Genomic DNA, 21,486 nt, shown 5'->3' on the forward strand with positions numbered 1-21,486 from the left:
GTGTTCGAGCCCATCGCCATCGTCGGCCGCGGGTGCGTCCTCCCGGGCGCGCTCCACCCCGCGGCCCTCTGGGACAACGTGCTCGCCGGCAGGGACCTCCTGTCCGCCGCCCCCGACGGCCGCTGGCGCCTCTCGCGCGAGCGCGCGCTCGCGGGGCCTTCCGCGCGCGACGTGCGCGACGCGCAGGACCGCGCGTGGAGCGACCGCGGCGGCTACGTCGCCGGGTTCGACGAGCACTTCCGCCGCGTGCTCGCCAGGGACCCGTTCCCGCGGCGGGGCGGGCCGCCCGAGTCCCTGCTCGCGCTCGACCCGCTCTTCCAGTGGGTGCTCCACGCGGGCCGCGAGGCGCTGCGCGAGGCGGGGCACGAGGGCCGGTCCGACCGCGCGGGCGCGGTGTTCGGGAACCTCTCGTTCCCGTCGTCGGCGATGTCGGCGTGGGTCGAGTCGACGTGGCTCGGCGATCTCGCCGGCGTCCCGCGGCCCGATCCGCGCAACCGGTTCATGTCGGGGCTGCCCGCCCACCTGCTGGCCGACGTGCTCGGCCTCGGGGCCGGCGCGTTCGCGCTCGACGCCGCGTGCGCGTCGTCGCTGTACGCGATCGCGCTCGCCTGCGAGCGGCTGCACGATCGCGAGGCCGACCGGATGCTCGCAGGCGCGGTGTGCCGCTCGGACGATCTCTTCATCCACATCGGGTTCTGCGCGCTGTCGGCCATGAGCCGCAGCGGGCAGAGCCGCCCGTTCTCGTCGGAGGCCGACGGCCTGGTCCCGGCGGAGGGCGCGGCGTTCGTGGTCCTGGAGCGCCTGTCGGACGCGGAGGCCGCGGGCAGGCCGATCCTCGGCGTGATCCGCGGGGTCGGCCTGTCGAACGACGGCCGCGGCCGCGGCCTCCTCGCGCCCGCCGTCGAGGGCCAGCTGCGCGCGATGCGGGCCGCGTATGCGACGGCCGGCCTCGATCCTCGCGAGGTGTCGCTGCTCGAGTGCCACGCGACGGGCACGCCCCTCGGCGACGCGACCGAGATCGCGACCCTCAAGGAGGTGTTCGGCTCCCGCGAGGTCCCGCTCGGCTCGCTCAAGTCGAACCTCGGTCACCTCGTCACGACGGCCGGCGCGGCCGGGCTCCTCAAGCTGCTCGGCGCCATGGCGGCGGGCATCCGCCCGCCGACGCTGCACGCCGATCCGCTGAGCGAGGCGGTCGCCTCGAGCCCCTTCCGGGTGCTGCAGCGCGCCGAGCCGTGGGAGGGGCGTCGGCTCGCGGGCCTGTCGGCGTTCGGGTTCGGCGGGAACAACGCCCACCTCCTCGTGGAGGCGTACGAGCCGTCGTCGCCGAGGAGCCGAGCGGCCCACGCCGCGCCGCAGGTCGCTGCAGCGGCCTCGCGCCCTGTCGATGCCGCGCGCCCCGCGCCGGCAGGCCACCTGGCCGTGGTGGCCATGGGCCTGTGCGTCGGTGAGCTCAGCGGCGTCCGGGCCTTCGCCGAGCCGCTCCTCTCGGGCCGCGGCGCGGATCCTCGCCGCGCGGCCGTCGCGCTGCCCGCGGACCGGCTCCGGTTCCCGCCGCGCGATCTTCAGCAGGCGCTCGCCCAGCAGACGCTGCTGCTCGAGGCGGCGATCGAGGCCACCGAGGGGCTCGCGCTGCCGCGCGATCGCACCGCCGTGCTCATCGGCATGGGCGCCGACACCGAGGTGTGCAGGTACATGACGCGCTGGCGGCTCGCCGAGACGGCGCCGGCGCGGCTCGGTCCGTCGGCCGACGTCGGCGCGCTCCAGGACGCGATCATCCCTGCGCTGCAGGCGGCGGGCGTCGTCGGGAACATGCCGAACATCCCGGCGAACCGGCTGAACAGCCAGCTCGACGTCGGTGGACCGTCGTTCACGATCGCCGCCGAGGAGCTGTCGGGCCCCTGGGCGCTGCGCGTCGCGTCCCGCGCCCTGCGCGCCGGCGCGGTCGACGCGGCGATCGTCGGCGCGGTGGATCTCTCGTGCGAGCCCGCCCACGCGGCCGCGCTCGAGGCGCTCGGCGTCCGCCTGCCCCCCGGCGACGCCGCCGTGGTGCTCGTGCTCGAGCGCCTCGACGACGCCGTCCGGGAGCGGCACCCGGTCCTGGCGGTGGTCGTGGACGAGCCGGGCGACCCTGGCCTCGTGCTGTCGTCCACGGATCTCGCGCCGCGGTTCGGCCACGCGCACGCCGCGTCGGGGCTGCTGCACGTGGCCGCCGCGGTGCTCGCGTGCCGTCACGGCCGCAGGCTCGACGGGGCGCCGTGGTCCGACGAGATCCGGGTCGCCGAGGTCCGCTGCGCCGGCCTCGGCGGCGGCTCGCTGTCGGTCCGCATCGGGGCCGGCGGCCCTGCCGCGCCGCTCCCGCCGCCGCGATCGGCGGAGGGGCCGATGCTCACGCTCCCCGCCCACCCGCCGGCGATCGTCGTGCCCGGCGCGGCCTCCTGTTCATCCCCCGGAGACTCCATGGAACCTGCGCCGCCTCTGCCGTCCGCTCTCGACGACCTGCCGCCGCTGTACCCCGGGCCCACGGGGTTCTCTGCCGCCGACGCGGAGCGGGCGCCGTCCTGGGACGAGCCGCCGGCGGTCGAGCCGGCGGCGGTCGAGCCGGCGGTCGTCGCGGCCGTCGCCGCGAGCCTGGCAGAGGAGCCGCCGCCGGTCGGACCGGCGGTCGTCGCGGCCGCTGCCGTGGATATCCCGAGCGACGTGATCGCCGGCGCCGCGGCGTTCACCGTGCAGCTTGCGCAGATCCACAAGGAGTGGGCGGAGCAGCAGGCCCAGGTCCACCATCGGTTCCTTCAGATGCGGCAGCGCGCGCTGCACTCGCTCGTGCAGGCGTCGTCGGGCGCGGCCGCGGTGGTGGTCGAGGCCCCCTTGGCGCAGGCGCCCCACGCCGCGCCGGTCCGTACCGAGGCCCCGCGTCCGGTCGAGTCGCCGCCTCTCGCGCGCATCGAGGCGCTGCGCCCTGCCGCTGCGCCGCAGCCGATCGAGGCGCCGCGTCTCGTCCGCGCCGAACCGCCGCAGCCTGCCCGCGCCGAGCCGCCGCGCTCGTTCGAGCCGCGTGTCGTCGAGCCGCGCGTCGTCGAGCCGCCGCGCCCCGCCGCCGCGCCGCTGCCTGCGCCGCGCCCCGCCGCCCAGCCGGAGCTCCCCGCGGCGTCTTCCCTCGCGCCCCGCGGCCCCCGGTTCAGCCGCGAGCAGCTCGAGCACCTCGCCTCGGGCCGGATCTCCGACGTGTTCGGCCCGCTCTTCGCCCGGCAGGACGCCTATCGACGCCAGGTACGCATGCCCATGCCGCCGCTCCTGCTGGCCGATCGGGTCACCGGGATCGACGCCGAGCCCGGCTCGATGAAGCTCGGCACGATGTGGACCGAGACCGACGTGCGGTGGGATTCCTGGTACCTGCACGACGGCGCGATGCCGGCCGGCGTCATGATCGAGAGCGGCCAGGCCGACCTGCTGCTCATCAGCTGGCTCGGCGCGGACTTCGAGAACAAGGGCGAGCGCGTCTACCGCCTGCTCGGCTGCGAGCTCACCTTCTACGGCGGCCTGCCGCGCCCGGGCGACACGCTCGTCTACGACATCCACGTCGACGGGCACGCGAAGCACGGCGACGTCCGCCTGTTCTTCTTCCACTACGACTGCCGCATCGGCGGCGAGCTGCGCCTGAAGACGCGCAAGGGCCAGGCAGGCTTCTTCACCGACGAGGAGCTCGCGAGCTCCGGCGGCGTCCTCTGGGACGCGGACACCGCCGAGCATGCGAAGACCGCCCGCCTCGATCCGCCCCGGATCGCGTGCCAGAAGTCCGCGTTCGACCGGGCCGACCTCCTCGCGTTCGCGGCCGGCGACGGCGCGGCGGCGTTCGGCCCCGCCTTCGATCGTTTGAGCACCCACGTCAGGACGCCGCGGATCAGCGCGCCGCCGATGCTGTTCTTCGATCGCGTCGACGTGTTCGACCCGGCCGGCGGCCCGTGGAAGCGCGGCTATCTCCGGGCCACGCTGCCGATCACGAAGGACGGCTGGTATTTCGAGGGCCACTTCAAGGACGACCCCTGCATGCCGGGGACGCTCATGTTCGAGGGCTGCCTGCAGGCGCTCGCGTTCTACATGGCGGCCATGGGCTTCACGGTGGACGCGGACGGCTTCCGCTTCGAGCCCGTGCCGGAGATCCCCTACCTGCTCCGCTGCCGCGGCCAGGTGGTCCCGACGAGCCGCGTGCTCACCTACGAGGTGTTCGTCGAGGAGGTCCACGACGGCCCGTGCCCGACGGTGTTCGCCGATTTCCTGTGCACGGTCGACGGCCTCAAGGCGTTCCACGCCCGCCGCGTGGGCCTGCGCCTCAGCCCCGACTGGCCGCTGACGAGCGCCCCCGAGCTGCTCGACGGCCACGTCGAGCCGGTGCCGGTCGCGCGCGTCCCCTGGTCCGAGACGGGTGCGGCGCCGCCGGATGGCGCCGCTGCAGACGCCGGCGGCTTCCCGTTCGATTACCGGAGCCTGCTCTCGTGCGCCTGGGGCAGGCCGTCGGACGCGTTCGGGCCGCTCTACCGCAGGTTCGATGGGGGACAGCACGTCGCCCGGCTCCCGGGGCCGCCGTACCACTTCATGAGCCGGGTCCTGTCGGTCTCGCGCCCCATGGCGGCGATGAAGGCCGGCGCCGAGGTCGAGGTCGAGTACGACGTCCCGGAGGACGCGTGGTACTTCGACGAGAACGCGAGCCTCACGATGCCGTTCGCGGTGGTGCTCGAGGCCGCGCTCCAGACGTGCGGCTGGCTCGCGAGCTACGCCGGCTGCGCGCTCTCGAACGACGGCGCGCTGTACTTCCGCAACCTCGACGGCAAGGGCACGCTTCACGCCGAGGTCCTGCCGGCGCCGGCGCCGGCAGTGAGCGCGCTGCGCACCAGGTCGCGGCTCACGAACATGTCCCGCTCGGGCGGCATGATCATCCTCTCGTTCCGGGTCGAGTGCAGCCTCGGCGGCGCGCGGGTGTACGAGCTCGACACGGTGTTCGGCTTCTTCCCGAAGGCCGCGCTCGCGACGCAGATCGGGATCCCGCCGAGGCCCGAGGAGGTCGCCGCGCTCGATGAGCCGTCCGATTTCGACGTCGATCTCCGCAAGCGCCCCGCGCGGTACTGCGGCGGCAAGCTCGGGCTCGCGCGGCCGTCGCTGCTGATGATCGACCGGGTCGACGGCCTGTGGCAGGCCGGCGGCCGGAAGGGGCTCGGCCGGCTCCGCGCGCGGCGGGACGTCCACGCGTCGGAGTGGTTCTTCAAGGCCCATTTCCTGGGCGATCCCGTGCAGCCAGGCTCGCTCGGCATCGAGGCGATGCTGCAGACGATCCAGTTCTGGATGCTGCACCAGGACCTCCACGCGGGCCTGCGCGATCCGCGGTTCGAGCCCGTGATGACGGGGCACGAGCACTCCTGGCGGTACCGGGGCCAGGTGCTGCCGGCCAGCCGGCGGGTGACGGTCGACACCGACATCCTCGAGGTCGGCCGCGACGACCGCGGGCCCTACGTCATCGCCGAGTCCTACCTCTGGGTGGACGGCCTGCGCATCTACGGCGCGACGCTCGGCGTGCGGATCGTCGACGGCGCCTCGCCCCGGGCGCGGCGCGACGTCGGCTTCGACCCGCGCGCGAGCGCGCGCCGCCTCGCGTCGCTCCCCGGCGCCGTGGGCGGGAGCCCGCGCCTGCGCCCGCAGGAGTCGCCCGCGGCGAAGGCCGCGCCGGCGGCGCTCGACGACGCTGAAGAGGTGCTGGACCCGGACGGGTGGGTGGCGGACCATCGCCCCACGTGGACGCTCCCGGCGCTCCCCGGGATGAGCATGGTCGACCGGCTGGCCGGCGCAGCGTTGCGGGCGCGCCCGGGGAGCGTGGTCGTGGCCGTGGAGGACGTGGTGGTGCAGCGCTGGCTGCCCGTGCCGGGGCCGGTGCGCGTCAAGGCCGAGGCGACTGGCTCCGGCGACGTCCTCGATGTCCGGCTGCTCGCGTGGCGCGAGGCATCGAACCCGGCGCTCTCGCGGTTCGAGCCCGTGTGCACCGGCCGCGTTCGGGTGGCCCGTGACTACCCGCCCGCCCCGGCGCCGGAGCCGGCGCTCGACGCGCCTGAGGCGGACGATCCGTACGCGGCGGGGACGCTGTTCCACGGCCCTGCGTTCCAGTACCTGACCGCGCTCAGGCTCGGCGCGCGCGGCTCGTCGGCGGTGCTGGACCCCCGGAGGGGCTCGGTGCCCCCCGGGACGCTGCACCAGGGCATGCTCGACGCGCTGACCCACACCATCCCGCACGATCGGCTGTCGCTGTGGGATCCAGGGTGCCCGCCCGCCCAGATCGCGTTCCCGTCGCGCATCCCGTCGCTCCGCGTGTACGGGCCGGCGCCCGAGTCGCCGGTGCGCGTGGAGGTGCGTTACGAGGGCCGTGACGATCGCTTCGTCTCGTTCCGGGTGCAGGCCATCGCGCAGGCCGGGGCCGAGGTCGGGTCCGCGGCGGGAGAGCGCGTCTGGCTGGAGCTCCGGCTTGTCGAGGTGCTGCTCCCGCAGGGGCCGATCGGCGGCGCGCCGCCCGGGATCCGCCGGGCGTTCCTGCGCGATCGCGCGCCGGTCGACCTCGCCGTCTCGCGCGTCGACGCGGCGTCGGGCGAGGCGCGCTGCAGCCCCGCCGACGTGCGCACGATGGACTGGATGCCCGGCACCGTGGCGCAGCTCTACGCCGCGTCGGGTGACCTCGTCGAGGCGGCGGCGGTGAAGGATCACGTCGCGCGGCGCGCGGGCGTGCACCCGTCGACCGTGTCCCTCGCCGGCGTCTCGTCGGCGCAGCCGCTGACGCGCTGGCCGTTCACCGTGGCGCGCGAGGGCTCCGAGGTCGTGGTCCGCGACGCGGGCCCGCCCGTGATCGACATCGCGCCGGTCCGCCGCTACTGGGGCGCGGCCATGGGCATCGGCCGGTGGCCGGCGGAGGACCTGTACTTCGGGCTCATCGAGCGGTTCATCCGCCGGGTGCACGTCGTCGATCCCGCGGCGTTCAGCGCCGTGAAGGGCCGGAGCCTGCTCTACCTCGGCAACCACCAGGTCGGCGTGGAGTCGCTGCTGTTCGGCATCGCCGTGTCCGGCCTGACGGAGGTCTCGACGGTCACGCTGGCCAAGGCCGAGCACCGGACGACGTGGCTCGGCACGATGCTCGCGCACTGCTTCGCGTATCCGGGCGCGCGCGATCCGAAGGTGATCACGTACTTCGATCGCGAGGACAAGGCGTCGCTCGGGACCATCATCGCCGAGCTCGGGGCCGAGATGCAGGGGGCCGGAAAGGGCGTGATGGTGCACGTCGAGGGCACGCGATCGCTCGAGTGCCGCACGCCGGTGCGCAAGATGAGCGGCTCGTTCATCGACATGGCGCTCGCGGTGGGCGTCCCGGTGGTGCCTGTGCGCTTCTCCGGCGCGCTGCCGCCGGAGCCGCTCGAGCGGCGGCTCGAGTTCCCGCTCGGCATGGGCGTGCAGGACATCTGGATCGGCCGCCCGCTGCTGCCCGAGGAGCTCGCGGGGCTGACCTACAAGGACCGCAAGGACCTCGTGATCAGCGGCATCAACGGGCTCGGCCCGAGCAACGCGGTCGAGCAGCCGTTCCCCGGGGATCCCGCGTTCGCGGCGTCGGTGGACGCCTGGGTGGAGGAGGCGGGCGTCGCGCACGAGGACGCGACGGTCTTCCGGGTGCTGCAGGCGTGCGCCGACCCGACGCCGGAGACGGCCGCGATCCTGGAGGCCGCGCGCACGGGGCGGCTCGTCGCGCCCGACGCGCGGCGGGCGGACTGGCTGCGGAAGCTCGCGGCGCGGCTCCTCGGGAGGCGGCTCGGGGGGTGAGCCGCTGCTCGGTCCTAGGAACAAGCCGGCGCCGCGCGCGCAGCACGGCAGCCCTCTCGGCCCGCGCCGCGCGCCCGATGCCCCTCACCACCTGATCGCCGCCGGCTCCGCGACCCAGTTCAGGCTGCCCCCGTTGTAAGCCGGCTCCGGCCGCGTCAGCGCGTACGTCAGCACCACGCCTCCCGTCACCACCGCCGCAGCGCCCGTCCAGAACCACCACCGCGTCCACAGCGACGGCCGCACCTGGATCAGCTTGGCCGTCATATCCGCCCGCTGCCCCGCGTGCAGATCGAGCGTCGCCGCGTACGTCTCGAACCCGTCCCGCACCACCTCGATCCTGTACTTCCCCGGCGGTCGCTCGATGTCGATGGGGGCGAGCCCGGCCTCGCGGCCGTCCACACGGACGAGCGCCTGCGCCGGCTCTGCGCGCACGGCCACGCGTGCGGGCAGGATGTCGAGGTGCAGATCGAGCGTCGCCTTCTCCCCCGGCCGGTAGGTCTTCTGAACGAACGCATCCTGGCGACCTGGCCGCGCCGCGCGGAAGAGGTGGACCCCGGGATCGAGCTCGACGGTGAAGCTCTTCTCCACCGGCGCCGCCGCGCGCTCGGCAGAGCCGGGGAGCGTCACGAAGACCCGGGTCCCATCGTCCGTGGCCAGCCGGAGCGCGCGCCCGTCGACGGTCAGCGGGGTGCCCGGGGGATCCAGCGTGACCGCCACCCGGACCACGAGCTGATCCAGCTCGGCGACGAACGCCCTGGCGTCGTCGATCTGCGCGGCCGCGAGGCCCTCGGTGCCCGCCAGCACGCGGCGGAAGGTGCGGCGCGCGGCGACGTAGCGGCCCAGCGCGCGCTCGCAGAAGCCGATGTTGTACTGGACGATGGGCGCGTCCCGCGCTGCCGCCGCCTCCTCGAAGGCGGCGAGCGCCTCGCCCCACTGCGCGTCCTTCGAGCGCTGCACGCCGAGCAGGAACGCTGCCCTGCCGCGCGCGGTGCGCTCATCGACCGCCGGCGCCTCTGCCGGCGCCGCCGCCGGACCCGGCGCCTCGGCGCGTGCGCGCCCGGCCGTCGAGAGATCGAGCGCCGCCACGACCAAGCCACCGAGCATCCATCGCGTCCGCATCGTACCCCTCGTCCCTGGCCGTCTCTCCTCAGTCCGTCCCGGCGCAAGCGATCTCGCAGTGGGCGAGCGCGCAATCGAGCCCGGCCTTGTGGGTCGCCACCGCGTCCGGGAACATGGCGTCACACTCCAGGAGACAGGCCTGGTCCGCGACGTCGCACGGGACCTGGCAGTTGTCCAGCAACGCACACTCGATCTCATGCTGGCAAGCCGCCATCTCATCGGCGCAGTGCAGGTTCTGGCACTTGACGCAGGGGTCCAGCGGCTCGTTGCCGCAAGCGTCGTCGTCGAAGCAGAAGTACTGCATACACGCCATCCGGTGGCTGTAGGCGACGTAACCTGCGGTGTGCGCCTCGTAACACCCGCTCTCGCAGGGCGAGAAGGCCGCCTCCTCCGGGTCCTCGGCGCATGCCTTGACGCACGTGACAAGGTCCTGGCAATCCTGGTCGTCTTTGCACGCCTGGTAGGTCTCGCAGCAGCGCTCGTCCTCGCACTGATAGCAGGTGTTCGGATCCGTCGACGGCGAGCACGTCTGGTTGAAATCCGGGTCTGTCGGGGCGGGGATCTGACCGCAACCGGCGCACGCCGCGCCCGGCCCGGAGAGGCGGCAGTCGATGAATGCCTGTTTCGCGCTCTGGCCAAGAGAGCCGGTGACGGGCGGGCACGCCTGCTCGCACGCGATGTCCGCGTCTCCGCTCGGGCCCAGCGGACACGCGTCGAGGCAGTCGAGGTAGGCGGCGCAGCCCGGGTCGGCCGCGCAGGCGTTCACCTGGGACAAACACGCTGTCTGCTCGACGCACGTGCCGCACGCGCTCGCGCCGTACGTGGCCTCACCGCCGCCACCACCGCTGCCGCCGCCGGCGCCCGATCCCGTGCTCGCCGCCGCTCCCGGAGCTTCGGATGGGGAATCGCCGTCGCACGCGGGGGAGAGCGCCGCCGCGATGGCTACGGAGAGCGCGGCGAGCACTGGCCGGGTGACCCACGACATACAATCTCCTCGCGAGCGGCAGAGCGATGTTCGGGTAATTCGGGTGACTGGCGTGACTGGCGTGATTCGGGTGAAGCAGCGAAAGAACCCTCTTGGCCTCGCCGCTCCTCGATGATAGCGAGGAGACTACTCCTGGGTCCGGTCGGGCGGCAACGAGAAACGAGAAAGGCGAAAGGCCGCAGGTGGTCGAACCGACACGCGCGCTCTCGATCCTCTCCGTGCTCGCTGCGGCTGGGCTATCCGCCTCCTGCGGCGAGCGAGAGCGCCGGCAGCTCCTCGTCGTCGTGGACACCGACGCGCCGGTCGCCGCGCAGCTCCTGGCGGACCCCTCCATCTCTCCGGAGGCGGTCATCGATACGGTGCGCATCGACGGGTTCGACGAAGCGTGGCGCCCCGGCTGCATCGATGACGTCGACTGCACGGCGAACTTCGTCCTGCCGGACCCTTCGTCCTGGCCGTTCTCCTTCGGGGTGGCCGCGCCGGAGGAGGGGAGCGCCGTGCTCCGCCTGCGCATCCGGGCGTTCCGTGGCGCCGTCGCGACGCGGGGTAAGGACTCCATCGAGGGGAGGGTCTTCTCGACCATCGATCCTCCGACAGAGGGCGCCATCGACCGGCTGATCGAGGTCGCGCTCCCCGCGTCCGGCGTGGAGACGGTGCAACTCGTGCTCTCGGCCGATTGCCTGGGCGTGCCCGCGTCGCTGCGCAAGCCGCCGCACACGTGCATCGACGCCTCCAGGCGCGCGGCAGTCCCGTCGGATGGCGTCCTCGTCGGATCGGAGGCAGACATGGGCGCGACGCGCGCCGGCACGTGGTCGCGCGCGCGGGAGATCCCCTGCGGCGCCGCGCCCGAGGGCGCCGATGCCGGCTGCATCCCCGGCGGATTCAGCGTCCTCGGCCAGGCCGAGCTCGCCGGCGTCGACGAGCAGAGCTACGTCTCGGTCGTGCCGCCGCGGCCGGTGCATGTGGGCCCGTTCTTCATGGACAGGACGGAGTTCACGGTCGGTCGCTTCCGTGCGCTGCTGAACCAGGGGCTCCTCCACGCGGAAGGCGATGACCTCGCCGGGCCTGATCCGGGCAGGGCGGGGCTCGCAGACTGCCGCTGGCTGGGCGCCGCCGACGGCACGAACGATGGGTATCCCCTCAACTGCATCTCGTGGCGCCTCGCCCGGGAGGCGTGCAGAGCGAGCGGCGGTGATCTGCCGACGGAGGCGCAGTGGGAGCACGCCGCGCGGGGTCGAGGGCAGGGGCGGATCTATCCCTGGGGTGACGCGTCTCCCGCGTGCTGCACGGCGAGCGCCGGGCGGGGGACGCTGTGCCCTGGCGATCCGGGGCCGGAGGAGGTCGGCTCGCATCGGCCCTCGGTGGCGTGCGGCGGCCTGGGCGACAGCTCCAGGGATGGCGTCCTGGATCTCGGCGGGAGCCTGAGCGAGCTGTGCGCCGACAAGCTGGTTCCGTACGGAGAGGGCTGCTGGAGCGCGCCAGGGATCTTCGTCGAGCCCCGCTGCGACGATGACGGCATCAACGCCCATGCCGCCCGTGGCGGAGACTGGGCCAGCGGCCCCGCGAACACCCGGCCCGCGTTCCGGAGAGGTGATGTCCTGGACTCGCTGCACGGCTTCCGGTGCGTCTACGCGGGAGGTGCGCCGTGACGGCTCGTGGCCTGTCGGCGGCGCTCGCGGCCGCCGGGCTTCTGCTCCCGGCGCTCTCGGCGTGCGAGCCCGAGCCTCGCCAGTGGCTCGTCAGCGTCTCCACGGACGCACCGGCGCCCCGCTTCGGCGATCACCTGCTGCTCGAGGTGATGGGCGAGGGTGCGATCTGCACCGGATGCATGCGGCTCATCGGGGTGGATGGGCCGGACAGCCTGCCCGTCAGCTTCGGCGTGGTCCCGCGGGAGGAAGGCGCCGCCGTGCGGGTCCGCGCGCGGCTCTATCGGGCCGAGCAGGCGGGCCCCGACGGCCTCCCCCGCGGTCCGGCGCTGATCGACGCCGTGGCCAGGCTCCCGCCGCTCGACGGCGAGACGCGCGTGGCCCTCGATCTGTCCATGCGCTGCTTCGGCGTCCTGAGCCTCCCCGAGCAGCGCGCGACCTGCGATCCGGAGGCGGGCGTGCTCGCGCCGGAGCCGGTGCTCCCGCTGCTGTCCGAGGTCGAGGCCCGGCCAGAGCCCGGCTCCTGGCCGAGCGCGGCGCCGGTACCCTGCCAGGGGCCGGTGCCCGCGGGGATGGTGTGTGTGCCCGGAGGGGTCTTCCTTCTCGGGACGCCGCGACCCGGTTACACCGTCGATCTCGACGAGCTGAGCCAGCCCGAGCGCCTCGTGCAGCTCGGCGCGTTCGCCATCGACGCGGACGAGATGACCGTGGGCACCGTCCGGGAGCTCGTGGCGACAGGGCAGATCCGGTCAGAGCCCGTTGCCAGGGACCTCGACGCGCCGGGGTCGGACCTGGGCGCTTGCACGTACCTCGGCGCGTCCGACGGCGCGAACGACGCGCTGCCCGTCAACTGCGTCACCCACGCGCTGGCGGAGGAGGCCTGTTCCGCGCGGGGATTGCGGCTCCCCACCGAGGCTGAATGGGAGGTCGCGGCCGGCAACCTCGATGACGAGACGGCCTATCCCTGGGGCAACGGCGGGGATCTCTGCGCGATGGCGCTGCTCGGCAGGGGCCGGCGCAGCGGGGAGGTCGACAACGACGTGTTCGAGAACTCCGGCTGTCGCCCGCTCGACGCGCCGGTGCCCTGGGGGCCTGTCGCCGGAGGAGCCCCGAGCGACGTGACCGCCCTCGGCATCCGGAACCTCGCCGGGAGCATGTCCGAGTGGGTGGCCGACACCTTCGCTCCCTACGCCGCGCCTTGCTGGCAGTCGGGCGGGCCGCTCCTCGTCGATCCGGTGTGTCGCGAGCCCGCGCCCGGCGCGGCGCCGAGCTTCTCTTATCGCGGGAGCTCCTGGTCGGGTTACAAGCTGGGGGCCCGGGCCACGGCGCGCAGCCATGAGAGGGCGTCGGCGTTCAATCCGGCCACCGGCTTCCGCTGCGCGCAGTCGATGTGACCGCGCTGCCGCGGATCGGGGCCGGCCGGCGACCGCGAACCGCTGCGTCCGGCCGGGAACCACGGTACGCTGCCGCTCGTGTCGGACGATCTCCAGGGCTCCCTCCCGGCCGGCAAGATCATCGCCGGGCGCTTCCGGATCGAGCGCCTCATCGGCCGCGGCGGGATGGGCGAGGTCTACGCGGCCAGGAACGTCGGCACCGGGCGCGACGTCGCGCTCAAGATGATCCGCGGCGTCGTCGACGCCGCGCAGACCCGGCGCTTCCTCCGCGAGGCCAAGGCGGCGACCGCGATCCAGCACCCGAACGTGATCGAGGTGCTCGACGTCTTCGAGGAGGAGGACCACACGCCCGTGATGGTCATGGAGCTGCTCCGCGGCGAGCCGCTCTCCGGGCTGCGCAAGCGCAGGGGCGCCCTGCAGCTGTACGAGGCGGCGCGCCTGCTCGCGCCGGTCGCCTCTGCGCTCCGCGCCGCGCACGAGAAGGGGATCGTGCACCGCGACCTCAAGCCGGACAACATCTTCCTCTCGGAGCCGCAGGCCGGCGGGTGCGTGCCCAAGGTGCTCGACTTCGGGATCGCCAAGGTGCTCGACCCGACCTCCATCAGCTCGGAGACGCAGGGAGGCAACACGAGCACCGGCTCGATCCTCGGGACGCCTCACTACATGTCGTTCGAGCAGGCGATGAGCGAGAAGGACATCGATCATCGCGCGGACATCTGGGCGATGGGCGTCATCCTCTTCGAGGCGCTCACCGGCCGGAGGCCGCTCGAGTTCGAGAACCTCGGCGAGATGTACACGGCGTTCCTGCAGCGCGAGGTGCCGTCCATCCGCTCGGCCGTGCCCGACCTGCCCGCGGACGTCGCCGGGGTGCTCGACCGCTGCCTGCAGAAGCGGCGCGAGGATCGGCTCGACGATCTGGGGCCGCTCGTCGAGGTCCTCGGCCGCTACGCCGATCCCACGTCGGCGGGCGCGCTCGCTGGAGGCAAGGTCGTCGGCGCGCTCGCGCCGCTCGCCGCGTCTCCGAGCTCGGGAGCCGTCGCGGCGCCCCCGGCCCTCGCGGCCCCCGACGGGCGCGCGAGATTGCCGTCGAGGGCCGTCGCGGTCGCGGCGCTCCTCGTGGTGGCCTTCGTGGCCGCGTTCGCTGCGCTCCGCCGCTCGACGGCGGACGGGCCTGCCGCTCCGGTCCCCGCCTCGGCGGAAGCGGCGGTGCAGCCGCCGCCCGCGGCGGTCGCGGCGCCTCCAGCATCCATGGCGAGCTCGCCCACCGCGCCCCTCCCCTCTCGAGACGAGCCTGCTGTGGCAGACGTCTTGCCGTCCGCGGCGTCGTCGTCCAGGCGGCCCTCACCGAGAACGCTCTCTGGCACGCTGAAGGCGCCGGCGACACCGGCGACATCGGCCCCGCCGCCGTCGGCGCCGACGACGCAAGCGAGGGGGATCGTCGACCAACTCCCGTACTGACGGCGAGCGCGCACCGCGTTACCCTGCTGCCGGCCATGGAAGGTCAACGCATCGCCGGGAAGTACCGCCTTGCCCGGCTCCTCGGCAGGGGCGGGATGGGCTCGGTGTGGCTGGCAGAGCACCTGTCGCTGCGCACGCCGGTGGCCATCAAGCTCATCGACGTCGAGGCCGCGAAGAACGCGACCGCCCGGGCCCGCTTCGATCGTGAGGCGCAGATCGCGGCGCGGATCCGCAGCGCCCATGTGGTCAAGGTGCTCGACCATGGCCTCACCGACGATGGCTTGCCGTACATCGCGATGGAGTGTCTGGCAGGCGAGAGCCTGCGCGATCGCCTCTCCGCGCGCCGGCGCCTGACGCCGGCGGAGACGGCGAAGATCGTCTCTCACATCTGCCGCGCCCTCTCGCGCGCCCACGAGGTCGGGCTCGTCCATCGCGACATCAAGCCGGAGAACATCTTCATCGCGCGCGAGGATGATGGGGAGATCGTCAAGATCCTCGACTTCGGCGTGGCGAAGGTGACAGACGCGCTCGCCATCACCGGGATGGATCCCACGCGCACGGGGGCGCTCCTCGGGACGCCCTACTACATGAGCCCGGAGCAGGCGAAAGGCCTGAAGAGCGTCGATTACCGGTCCGATCTCTGGTCCCTGGGAGTCGTGGTCTTCGAGTGTCTCACGGGGGCGCGTCCCTTCACCGCCCCGGCGCTCGGGCCGCTCATCGCCAAGATCCTGGGGACGCCCCCGCCCGCGCTGTCCGCGGCGGCGCCGGGCGCTGGCATCCCGGTGGAGGTCGAGGCCTGGATGCGGAAGGCGCTCGCCGTCGAGCCGGACGCGCGCTTCGCCTCGGCCCGGGAGCTCTCCGAGGCGTTCATGGTGGCGTCGGGCGTGGCCGACTCGATGGATCGCGGCTCCTCCGCGGGCCTCCCGGACGGCAAGCCGCCCTCGGCCGTGCGGCCCCCTGACGGGGTGTGGGAGACGGCCGATACGGTGGCCTTGCCCTCGGGCGACGGGCGGGCGCCGGTCGCCGCTGCGCCGCAGCCCCCGGTCGCCGCTGCGCTGCAGCCCCCGGTCGCCCCCCTGTCGTCGGCGACAGGGCCGGGCGCGGTCGCGGCCGCGCGCCCTGTTGCGCCCGCGCGCGGCCTCGTCTGGGCGGTCGTCTTGCTGGCGATCGCGCTGCTCGCGGTGAGCGGCGTGCTCGCCGCGACGCTCCTGCACTGACGGCGATCCGCTGGATGCGGAGCGGCGTGCGACGGCGGCGGCGCGGCGCGCGTCAGCGGCCAGCGTGGCGCGTGGTGTGTGGTGCGCTGCCTTCGTGCTTGATCGCCCGGCGACGCGGGAGATACCCTGCGCGCATGCGCCGCCTCGTCCCGTGCGTCCTCCTTCTCTCGTCCTTCGCCCTTGCGTCGGGTTGCGCGACCTACACGCAGGATCTCGATCGCGCCCGCAGCCACTACGAGGCGAACCGGTTCGAGCAGGCGCTGGCGCTGTTCCGGGTGCTCGAGAACGATCAGGACTCGTTCTCGGTCCCGGAGCGGGCGCAGTACGCCTACCTCCGGGGCATGACGGACTACCGCCTGGCCGACCTGGCGCCGCAGGGCACCGGCGTCGCCGATCCGCGCAAGGGCTACCGCGACAACGCGCGCCACTGGCTCGGGCTCGCCGCGGCGACCGAGAAGCAGGCCCCCGGCGGCATCACCAGCGAGCAGAAGAACCGCCTGACCGAGACCCTCGCGGACCTCAACCGCGACGTGTACGGCGGCGCCGAGGCGCTGCCCGAGGGGGGCGCCGCGCCGCAGACCGACGCTCCCGCATCGCCCGAGGAGCCGCCGTCCGAGCCGTCGGCGCCCGCGCTCTGACCGCAGCGCGCAGGCGCCCTCGCACGTCGCGCCTCGCGAGCATCAAATTGGGTGCGAGCCTCCCGCGGCGTGCGCGCGCCCCCGCCGGTGCATCCGCCGTGGCGATCGGGCGTGCGCGCGTCCCTGCAGCGGGCCCAGAGCCGTGCGGCGTGCACAGCGTGCGAGCGGCCCATTGCGTTGGCGCGCTGGATGTCTGGAATGGAGCGGAAAGGGGCGGGGGTGCGCCGTATGTGGCGCAGGATCGAGGGTCGGCTAGGGGTCGCTCGCTACGACAACCGCCGGCGCAGGGATTCGATCTCGTCCTTCGCGGCGAGCTTGTGCTTCTTGAGCTGGGCAGCTTCCATTCTCTCCCCCGGTGTCAGGAACGCCCGTCGACCCAGCTGCCTGAGGCGTGAGTCGAGCTCGCGATGACGCGCTTCCACCATGCTCAGCCGCTGCTCCGGGCCGACTGCAGTCACCGCGCGAGGAGAGATGATCTGATGCTTCATGTGCCCACCTCCAAGGCCCCACAACGGGGCCGTGATGCCTTCGAGGGCCCACAACAGAGGCCCTCGTCCTGATCGTCGCTGGAGAGGAGACCGCCGCCGACCGTGCTACACGCCGAGACAGCGGCCTGATGAACGAATGCGAGATTACCGCAACATGGCGGATCCATGCAGGCTTTTTGTCGGGCGAGGCCATTCTGCAATTTCACAGAGCGGCCGTTGTAGCCAGGGATTGCCCTAAGGCGTACAGCAATCCACCGGTGTCCCGGACGGCCGGGCCGGACTCTCCGTCCATGCACGTTGCGGAACAACCTCGAGCGCGGGGCTATTCTTCCCCGGCAATGTCGCGTTCCAGCGCCACCTCGGTCGCCCTCCTGGCCCTTGCGGTCGTCCTGGGCGGATGCACTTCGCAGGCCACCGTGCCGGCGCGGGCGCGATCGCCGCAGCCGGCCTCGGCGCGCGCGCCGGTCGAGCTCGCGCCGGTCGTCGTGTCGCCTTACTCGGACGCCGAGCTCGCGGCGGAGTTCGAGCGGGCGCGCGCGCTGCTCCTGGCCGACAAGGCGCGTGAGGCGGCGCCCCTGTTCGAGCGGCTCGCCCGCCTCGCGCCGGGCGGCGAGGTCGCGCCGCCGAGCCTCTTCAACGCCGGCCTCGCGCACGAGGCGCTCGGCGACCGCGCGCTCGCGGCCGAGCGCTACCGCGAGGTCGCGCAGCGCTTCCCGGACCATGCGGTCGCGCGCGGCGCGCTCTTCCGGCTCTCGCGCGCGGCGGCCGCCCTCGAGCGGTGGCCCGAGCTCGTCGAGGTGTCGCGCCGCCTGCTCCGCCTCGGCGATCTGAGCGTGCTGGAGGCGATCGAGGCGCGCGGCGCGCTCGCGCTCGGCCTTGTCGAGCAGGATCTCGTGGAAGAGGCGGCGCGCCAGGTCGCGCTCGCGCGCGATCTCATCGAGGAGCACCGGCTGGGCGAGTCAGGCAAGCCGCCGATCGAGCTCGCGCAGGTGAGCTTCGCGCTCGGCGAGGTGCGGCGGCGCCGGAGCGAGGCGATCACCTTCGTGCCGGTGCCGGCGAGCTTCGCCGAGGCGCTCGAGCGCCGCTGCCAGGGCCTGCTCGACGCGCAGAGCGCCTACACCGAGGCCATGCGCAGCCTCGACGCCCACTGGTCGGCGATGGCGGGTTACCGCATCGGGCAGCTCTACAAGGAGCTCCACCGCGACGTGATGCAGGTCCCGCCGCCGCGGAGCGCCGACACCCCGAGGGAGAGGCAGCTGTTCGAGGGGGCGATGCGCCTGCGCTACCGCGTGCTCCTGGAGAAGGGGCAGAAGATGCTCGCTGGCACCGTGCGCCTCGGCGACCGTACGGGGGAGTCGTCGGCGTGGGTCCTCCGCGCCCGCGACGCGCAGCGCGAGATAGAGCTCGCGCTCGCCGACGAGCAGGCGGCCCTCGCGAGGCTCCCGTTCACCGAGGCCGAGCTCCTCGCGGCGCTCGACGCCCTGAAGACGGCGGCGCCGAAGCGGCCGTGAGCCCCGCCCGGGCGGCGGGGAAGGGGCCCGCGCGGCTCAGTTCAGCGTCGGCGCGCACCCGAAGAGCACGTCGAGCTCCGCGCGCACCTCGTGCTGCACCGTCGTGCAGGACGCGGGGCAGAGGATGATCTTCTTCGGGAGCGCCTCGTCGTCGTAATACCACCCCGGCCCCGTGCCGCAGTCCGCTGCGTCGTCCGCCTTCGGGACCTCCAGCGGGCTCGCGCCCTCGGGCGCGAACCTGACAGCGACCCGGCTCGTGTCGAGGACCGCGCCCGCGGGCGGCGCGGGGATGAGGAGCTCGCACGGGAGCGCCGACGCGCGGATCTCGGCCATCTTCGCCGAGAACGCCGTGATGTCCGCCGTGACGTCGAACGCGCGGGTCGTCCCGCCGGCGTCGGCGATCTGGTCCAGGTTGGTGAGCGTCGAGCCTTGCACCGCGATGACGTAGGTCTGGACGCCGTTGTAGCGGAGGGCCCGCTGCGCCATCTCCGCGGTGCTCGCGACGGTGTTTCCGGAGCAGCCCGAGGGATCGCCGTCGGTCGCGAGCACGACGATCACCTTGTGAGAAGGGTTCGCGTCCTTGTAGGCGGTCGCGTTCGTGAGCACCCCCTGGAGCGCCGGCCGCATGGGCGTCCCGCCGCCCGGCGAGGTGCTCTGGATGGAGGCGGTGAGCTCCTGCGTGTTCAGCGGCAGCTCGCCGATGGCGACCGCGAGCTCGTCATAGCTCGTGTGGTTGCAGTCGCTCTGCCCGTTGCTGCTCAGCGGGAAGTAGGTCAGTCCCACGTTCATCCCGGCCGAGGCGGCGTCGGTGACGAACGCCGAGAGCGCGTTCGTGACGCCGACCCATTTCGAGCCGAGCATGCTGCCGGATCGGTCGAGCAGGATGAGCATATCGAGCGGCAGGAGCGTGGCCTCCGCGCTCGCCTGGGCGCAGGAGGACCCCTCCCCGAGGCCGCCCTCGCCGGCGCCGCCGAGCCCTCCCCCCTCGCCGAGCGACGTGTCTCCGCTCGCGCTGCTCACGCCGAAGGCGCCGCCGTCGCCGCCGCTCGCGGCGTCATCCGGCCGGGGGATGCTCGCGGGCTTCTCGTCCTCGGTGGCCGCGCAGCCGCCCGACTGAGCCGCGATCCCGGCGGCGACGAGGATAGGGGCAAACACGAAAGGACGTCGGAAGGACATCTCTGCGCTCCTCTGGAAATGGGTGCGACGTGGGTCGGGGCCGCGGGGCTCCACGCGCGAAGTGGTCTGTCTATCGAGGGATGGCCGAGCTCCGAGACGATCTCGTCAGTGTATGCGTATCTCGATCGAGGCGCGATAGGGGCTCTCCGGTTTGTAAGCCTGGCTCGTGTCGCGCTGTCGTTGCTCTCTTGTCTTTCGCTGCTTGTCACGGCTCTCGTCGCTTGTCGCAGCTCTCGTTGCTCTCGTTGCTCTCGCAGGGTCTCGCGCGCTCGTCGGCGCGGCGGGGCTCGGTGTCTTCGCTCGTCGCTGATTGCGCCGACCGTTCCGGGTGCTCGCGCGCGGGAACATCATGTTTCCTTGCGCAGCCGCGAAGGACGCGTAATTCCCACGAGGTGCGTCACGCTTGCTGGAAAGAGGCGAACATGACTAGGTGGATTCCATGGGTACTTTCCGCTGTCGCCCTGACGGATCTCGGCTGTTCGACTGCGACATCCGCGGGCAGCTCGGGCCCGGCGGGGGCCGGCGGCGCCGCTGGGGCGGCTGTCTCGAGCGGAGGGGGCGGCGCAGGCGGGGACGGCGCGCCGTGCCGGATCGACTGCTCGCTCGTTCCGACCTCGCAATGCGTCGTGGCCGTGTGCAACGAGGCGACGCGCGATTGCGAGCTCGTCCCCAGCGCGGGCGGGGAGCCCTGTGACGACAGGGACGCCTGCACGGTCGGCGAGGTGTGCGAGGAGGGTGTCTGTCAGGGCGGGGCCCAGGAGGACTGCGGCCTCGCGCCGGACGCCTGTCACGTGGTCACGTGCGTCGACGCGGGCGGCGCTCCTCGCTGCGGCGTGGAGCCGAGGGCGAACGGGGCCCCGTGCGCGACGGAAGACCGCTGTCTCCTCGACGCGGCGTGCCTGGACGGCGCCTGCGTCGGGACCCCGCGGGACTGCTTCTTCTTCCACGTGCCGGACTCCTGTCATGTTGGTGCGTGCGACCCTGCCTCCGGTGCGTGCGAGGCGGTTCCGGGGAACGAGGGGGCGCCGTGCGCGGACTCCGGCGATCTCTGCATGGTCGGCAAGACCTGCCAGAGCGGCCGCTGCGAGGGGGGCGTCCCGAAGGACTGCAGCGCGCTGAGCGTCGGGTGCAACGATGGCGCCTGCGATCCGGGCTCTGGCAATTGCTATGCTGAGCCGATCGGACCGGGCGGCGCCTGCCTCTCTGGGACCGACGAGTGCAATCGTGGCGTCTGTGACGAGAGCGGCGCCTGTATTTCCATCCCCACCCCCGGAGAGCCGTGCCCCTCGCGGGCGATCGGTTGCACGCGCGGCGTCTGCAGCGAGTCCGGGGTGTGCACGGCGCGCCCGGTCCCCGATGGCGGGCTCTGCGTTGACAGCGACTCGTGCACCGTGGGGGAGTCCTGCCTGGCTGGCGTCTGTCAGGGCGGCGCCGCCGCGGCGGCGCCGGTGGTCTATTTCCGGGATACGTTCGAGAGCGACGCGGCCGGGTGGGAGCTCGGTCCGACCTGGCAGATCGGCGCGGCGAAGGCGTCAACCGGCCAGACCTACGGGCACGCCGATCCGGCGCTCGATCACACGGCGACGTCGGACAACGGGGTGGCCGGCGTGGTCATCGGAGGGAACGCGCCCGTCGGGGTCCACCCGTACTTCTACCTGACGAGCCCGGTCGTCAACGCCGATGTCGCGGGCGGCGTGTACCTGACGTTCTGGCGTCTCCTGAACAGCGATGAGACGCCCCACATGACGAACCGTGTCGAGGTCTACGACGGCGTCCGCTGGAAGGTGCTCTTCGAGTCGGGGGCGTACCCCGGCGTCCGCGACTCGGCCTGGACGAAGGTCGTCTATGATCTGACGCCCCACAAGAACGCCAGCCTGCGGGTCCGCTTCGGCTACGAGATCGGGCGGGAGTCCTTCGTCGACATCGTGTCGAGCTGGAACATCGACGATGTGGAGATCGCGAACGCGGCTTGCCCGTAGAGCGCGCGACGCGGGCGCGGGGAGCCACAGGGACCT

Annotated in this window: 12 protein-coding genes; 8 read left to right on the forward strand and 4 right to left on the reverse strand. The window is 73.4% G+C overall.

Translation table 11 applies throughout. The annotated features are described in order from the left end of the window. Positions 1 to 7,839 (forward strand): beta-ketoacyl synthase N-terminal-like domain-containing protein, encoded by a 7,839-nt coding sequence (locus tag WMF14_RS04655; protein WP_437798996.1) that lies wholly within the window; start codon positions 1 to 3, stop codon positions 7,837 to 7,839. A gap of 84 nt (positions 7,840 to 7,923) precedes the next feature. On the opposite strand, the gene WMF14_RS04660 is transcribed toward WMF14_RS04655, so the two are convergent. Together WMF14_RS04660 and WMF14_RS04665 are read right to left on the reverse strand one after the other, a co-directional pair. Next, on the reverse strand, positions 7,924 to 8,943 hold the full coding sequence (locus WMF14_RS04660; protein WP_437798998.1) for a PEGA domain-containing protein: 1,020 nt from the start codon (positions 8,941 to 8,943) through the stop codon (positions 7,924 to 7,926). A 43-nt stretch (positions 8,944 to 8,986) separates the two neighbouring features. After that, complete coding sequence (locus WMF14_RS04665) at positions 8,987 to 9,943, reverse strand: hypothetical protein (RefSeq protein ID WP_437799000.1); 957 nt, start codon at positions 9,941 to 9,943, stop codon at positions 8,987 to 8,989. Between the two features lie 182 nt (positions 9,944 to 10,125). Between WMF14_RS04665 and WMF14_RS04670 the strand changes: the two genes are divergently transcribed. The 5 genes from WMF14_RS04670 to WMF14_RS04690 all read left to right on the forward strand — a co-directional run bounded on the left by WMF14_RS04670 (position 10,126) and on the right by WMF14_RS04690 (position 16,296). Beyond that, positions 10,126 to 11,592: a formylglycine-generating enzyme family protein gene (locus WMF14_RS04670; protein WP_437799001.1), complete on the forward strand. Its 1,467-nt coding sequence runs from the start codon at positions 10,126 to 10,128 to the stop codon at positions 11,590 to 11,592. Then, a complete protein-coding gene (locus tag WMF14_RS04675; RefSeq protein ID WP_437799002.1) occupies positions 11,589 to 12,983 on the forward strand; it encodes a formylglycine-generating enzyme family protein in 1,395 nt (464 codons plus the stop codon). Before WMF14_RS04670 ends, WMF14_RS04675 begins: the two co-directional genes overlap by 4 nt. A 78-nt stretch (positions 12,984 to 13,061) precedes the next feature. Further along, positions 13,062 to 14,441, forward strand: coding sequence for a serine/threonine-protein kinase (locus WMF14_RS04680; protein WP_437799003.1), 1,380 nt, complete (start codon positions 13,062 to 13,064; stop codon positions 14,439 to 14,441). 35 nt (positions 14,442 to 14,476) lie between these two features. After that, positions 14,477 to 15,658: a serine/threonine-protein kinase gene (locus WMF14_RS04685; protein WP_437799004.1), complete on the forward strand. Its 1,182-nt coding sequence runs from the start codon at positions 14,477 to 14,479 to the stop codon at positions 15,656 to 15,658. Positions 15,659 to 15,792: 134 nt separating this feature from the next. Then, positions 15,793 to 16,296: a hypothetical protein gene (locus WMF14_RS04690; protein WP_272100077.1), complete on the forward strand. Its 504-nt coding sequence runs from the start codon at positions 15,793 to 15,795 to the stop codon at positions 16,294 to 16,296. A 266-nt stretch (positions 16,297 to 16,562) separates the two neighbouring features. Here the strand turns inward: WMF14_RS04690 and WMF14_RS04695 are convergent, their stop codons facing one another. Continuing rightward, on the reverse strand, positions 16,563 to 16,784 hold the full coding sequence (locus WMF14_RS04695; protein WP_272100080.1) for a YdcH family protein: 222 nt from the start codon (positions 16,782 to 16,784) through the stop codon (positions 16,563 to 16,565). A gap of 338 nt (positions 16,785 to 17,122) precedes the next feature. Between WMF14_RS04695 and WMF14_RS04700 the strand changes: the two genes are divergently transcribed. Beyond that, entirely contained in the window at positions 17,123 to 18,295 is a 1,173-nt protein-coding gene (locus WMF14_RS04700; protein WP_437799006.1) for a tetratricopeptide repeat protein, read from the forward strand. A 36-nt stretch (positions 18,296 to 18,331) separates the two neighbouring features. Here the strand turns inward: WMF14_RS04700 and WMF14_RS04705 are convergent, their stop codons facing one another. Continuing rightward, entirely contained in the window at positions 18,332 to 19,471 is a 1,140-nt protein-coding gene (locus WMF14_RS04705; protein WP_437799007.1) for a vWA domain-containing protein, read from the reverse strand. 422 nt (positions 19,472 to 19,893) lie between these two features. Between WMF14_RS04705 and WMF14_RS04710 the strand changes: the two genes are divergently transcribed. Continuing rightward, positions 19,894 to 21,450, forward strand: coding sequence for a hypothetical protein (locus WMF14_RS04710; RefSeq protein WP_437799009.1), 1,557 nt, complete (start codon positions 19,894 to 19,896; stop codon positions 21,448 to 21,450). Positions 21,451 to 21,486 lie beyond the last annotated feature (36 nt).

Origin of the sequence: Sorangium sp. So ce693 (assembly GCF_051521375.1) — a bacterium.
In the GTDB taxonomy this organism is placed as follows: Bacteria; Myxococcota_A; Polyangia; order Polyangiales; family Polyangiaceae; genus Sorangium; species Sorangium atrum.

Bases quoted from the DNA above. Each gene is read 5' to 3' on its own strand.
- WMF14_RS04660 (WP_437798998.1), bottom strand. From the start codon at position 8,943: ATGCTCGGTGGCTTGGTCGTGGCGGCGCTCGATCTCTCGACGGCCGGG.
- WMF14_RS04665 (WP_437799000.1), bottom strand. From the start codon at position 9,943: ATGTCGTGGGTCACCCGGCCAGTGCTCGCCGCGCTCTCCGTAGCCATC.
- WMF14_RS04685 (WP_437799004.1), top strand. From the start codon at position 14,477: ATGGAAGGTCAACGCATCGCCGGGAAGTACCGCCTTGCCCGGCTCCTC.
- WMF14_RS04690 (WP_272100077.1), top strand. From the start codon at position 15,793: ATGCGCCGCCTCGTCCCGTGCGTCCTCCTTCTCTCGTCCTTCGCCCTT.
- WMF14_RS04695 (WP_272100080.1), bottom strand. From the start codon at position 16,784: ATGAAGCATCAGATCATCTCTCCTCGCGCGGTGACTGCAGTCGGCCCG.
- WMF14_RS04700 (WP_437799006.1), top strand. From the start codon at position 17,123: ATGTCGCGTTCCAGCGCCACCTCGGTCGCCCTCCTGGCCCTTGCGGTC.
- WMF14_RS04705 (WP_437799007.1), bottom strand. From the start codon at position 19,471: ATGTCCTTCCGACGTCCTTTCGTGTTTGCCCCTATCCTCGTCGCCGCC.
- WMF14_RS04710 (WP_437799009.1), top strand. From the start codon at position 19,894: ATGACTAGGTGGATTCCATGGGTACTTTCCGCTGTCGCCCTGACGGAT.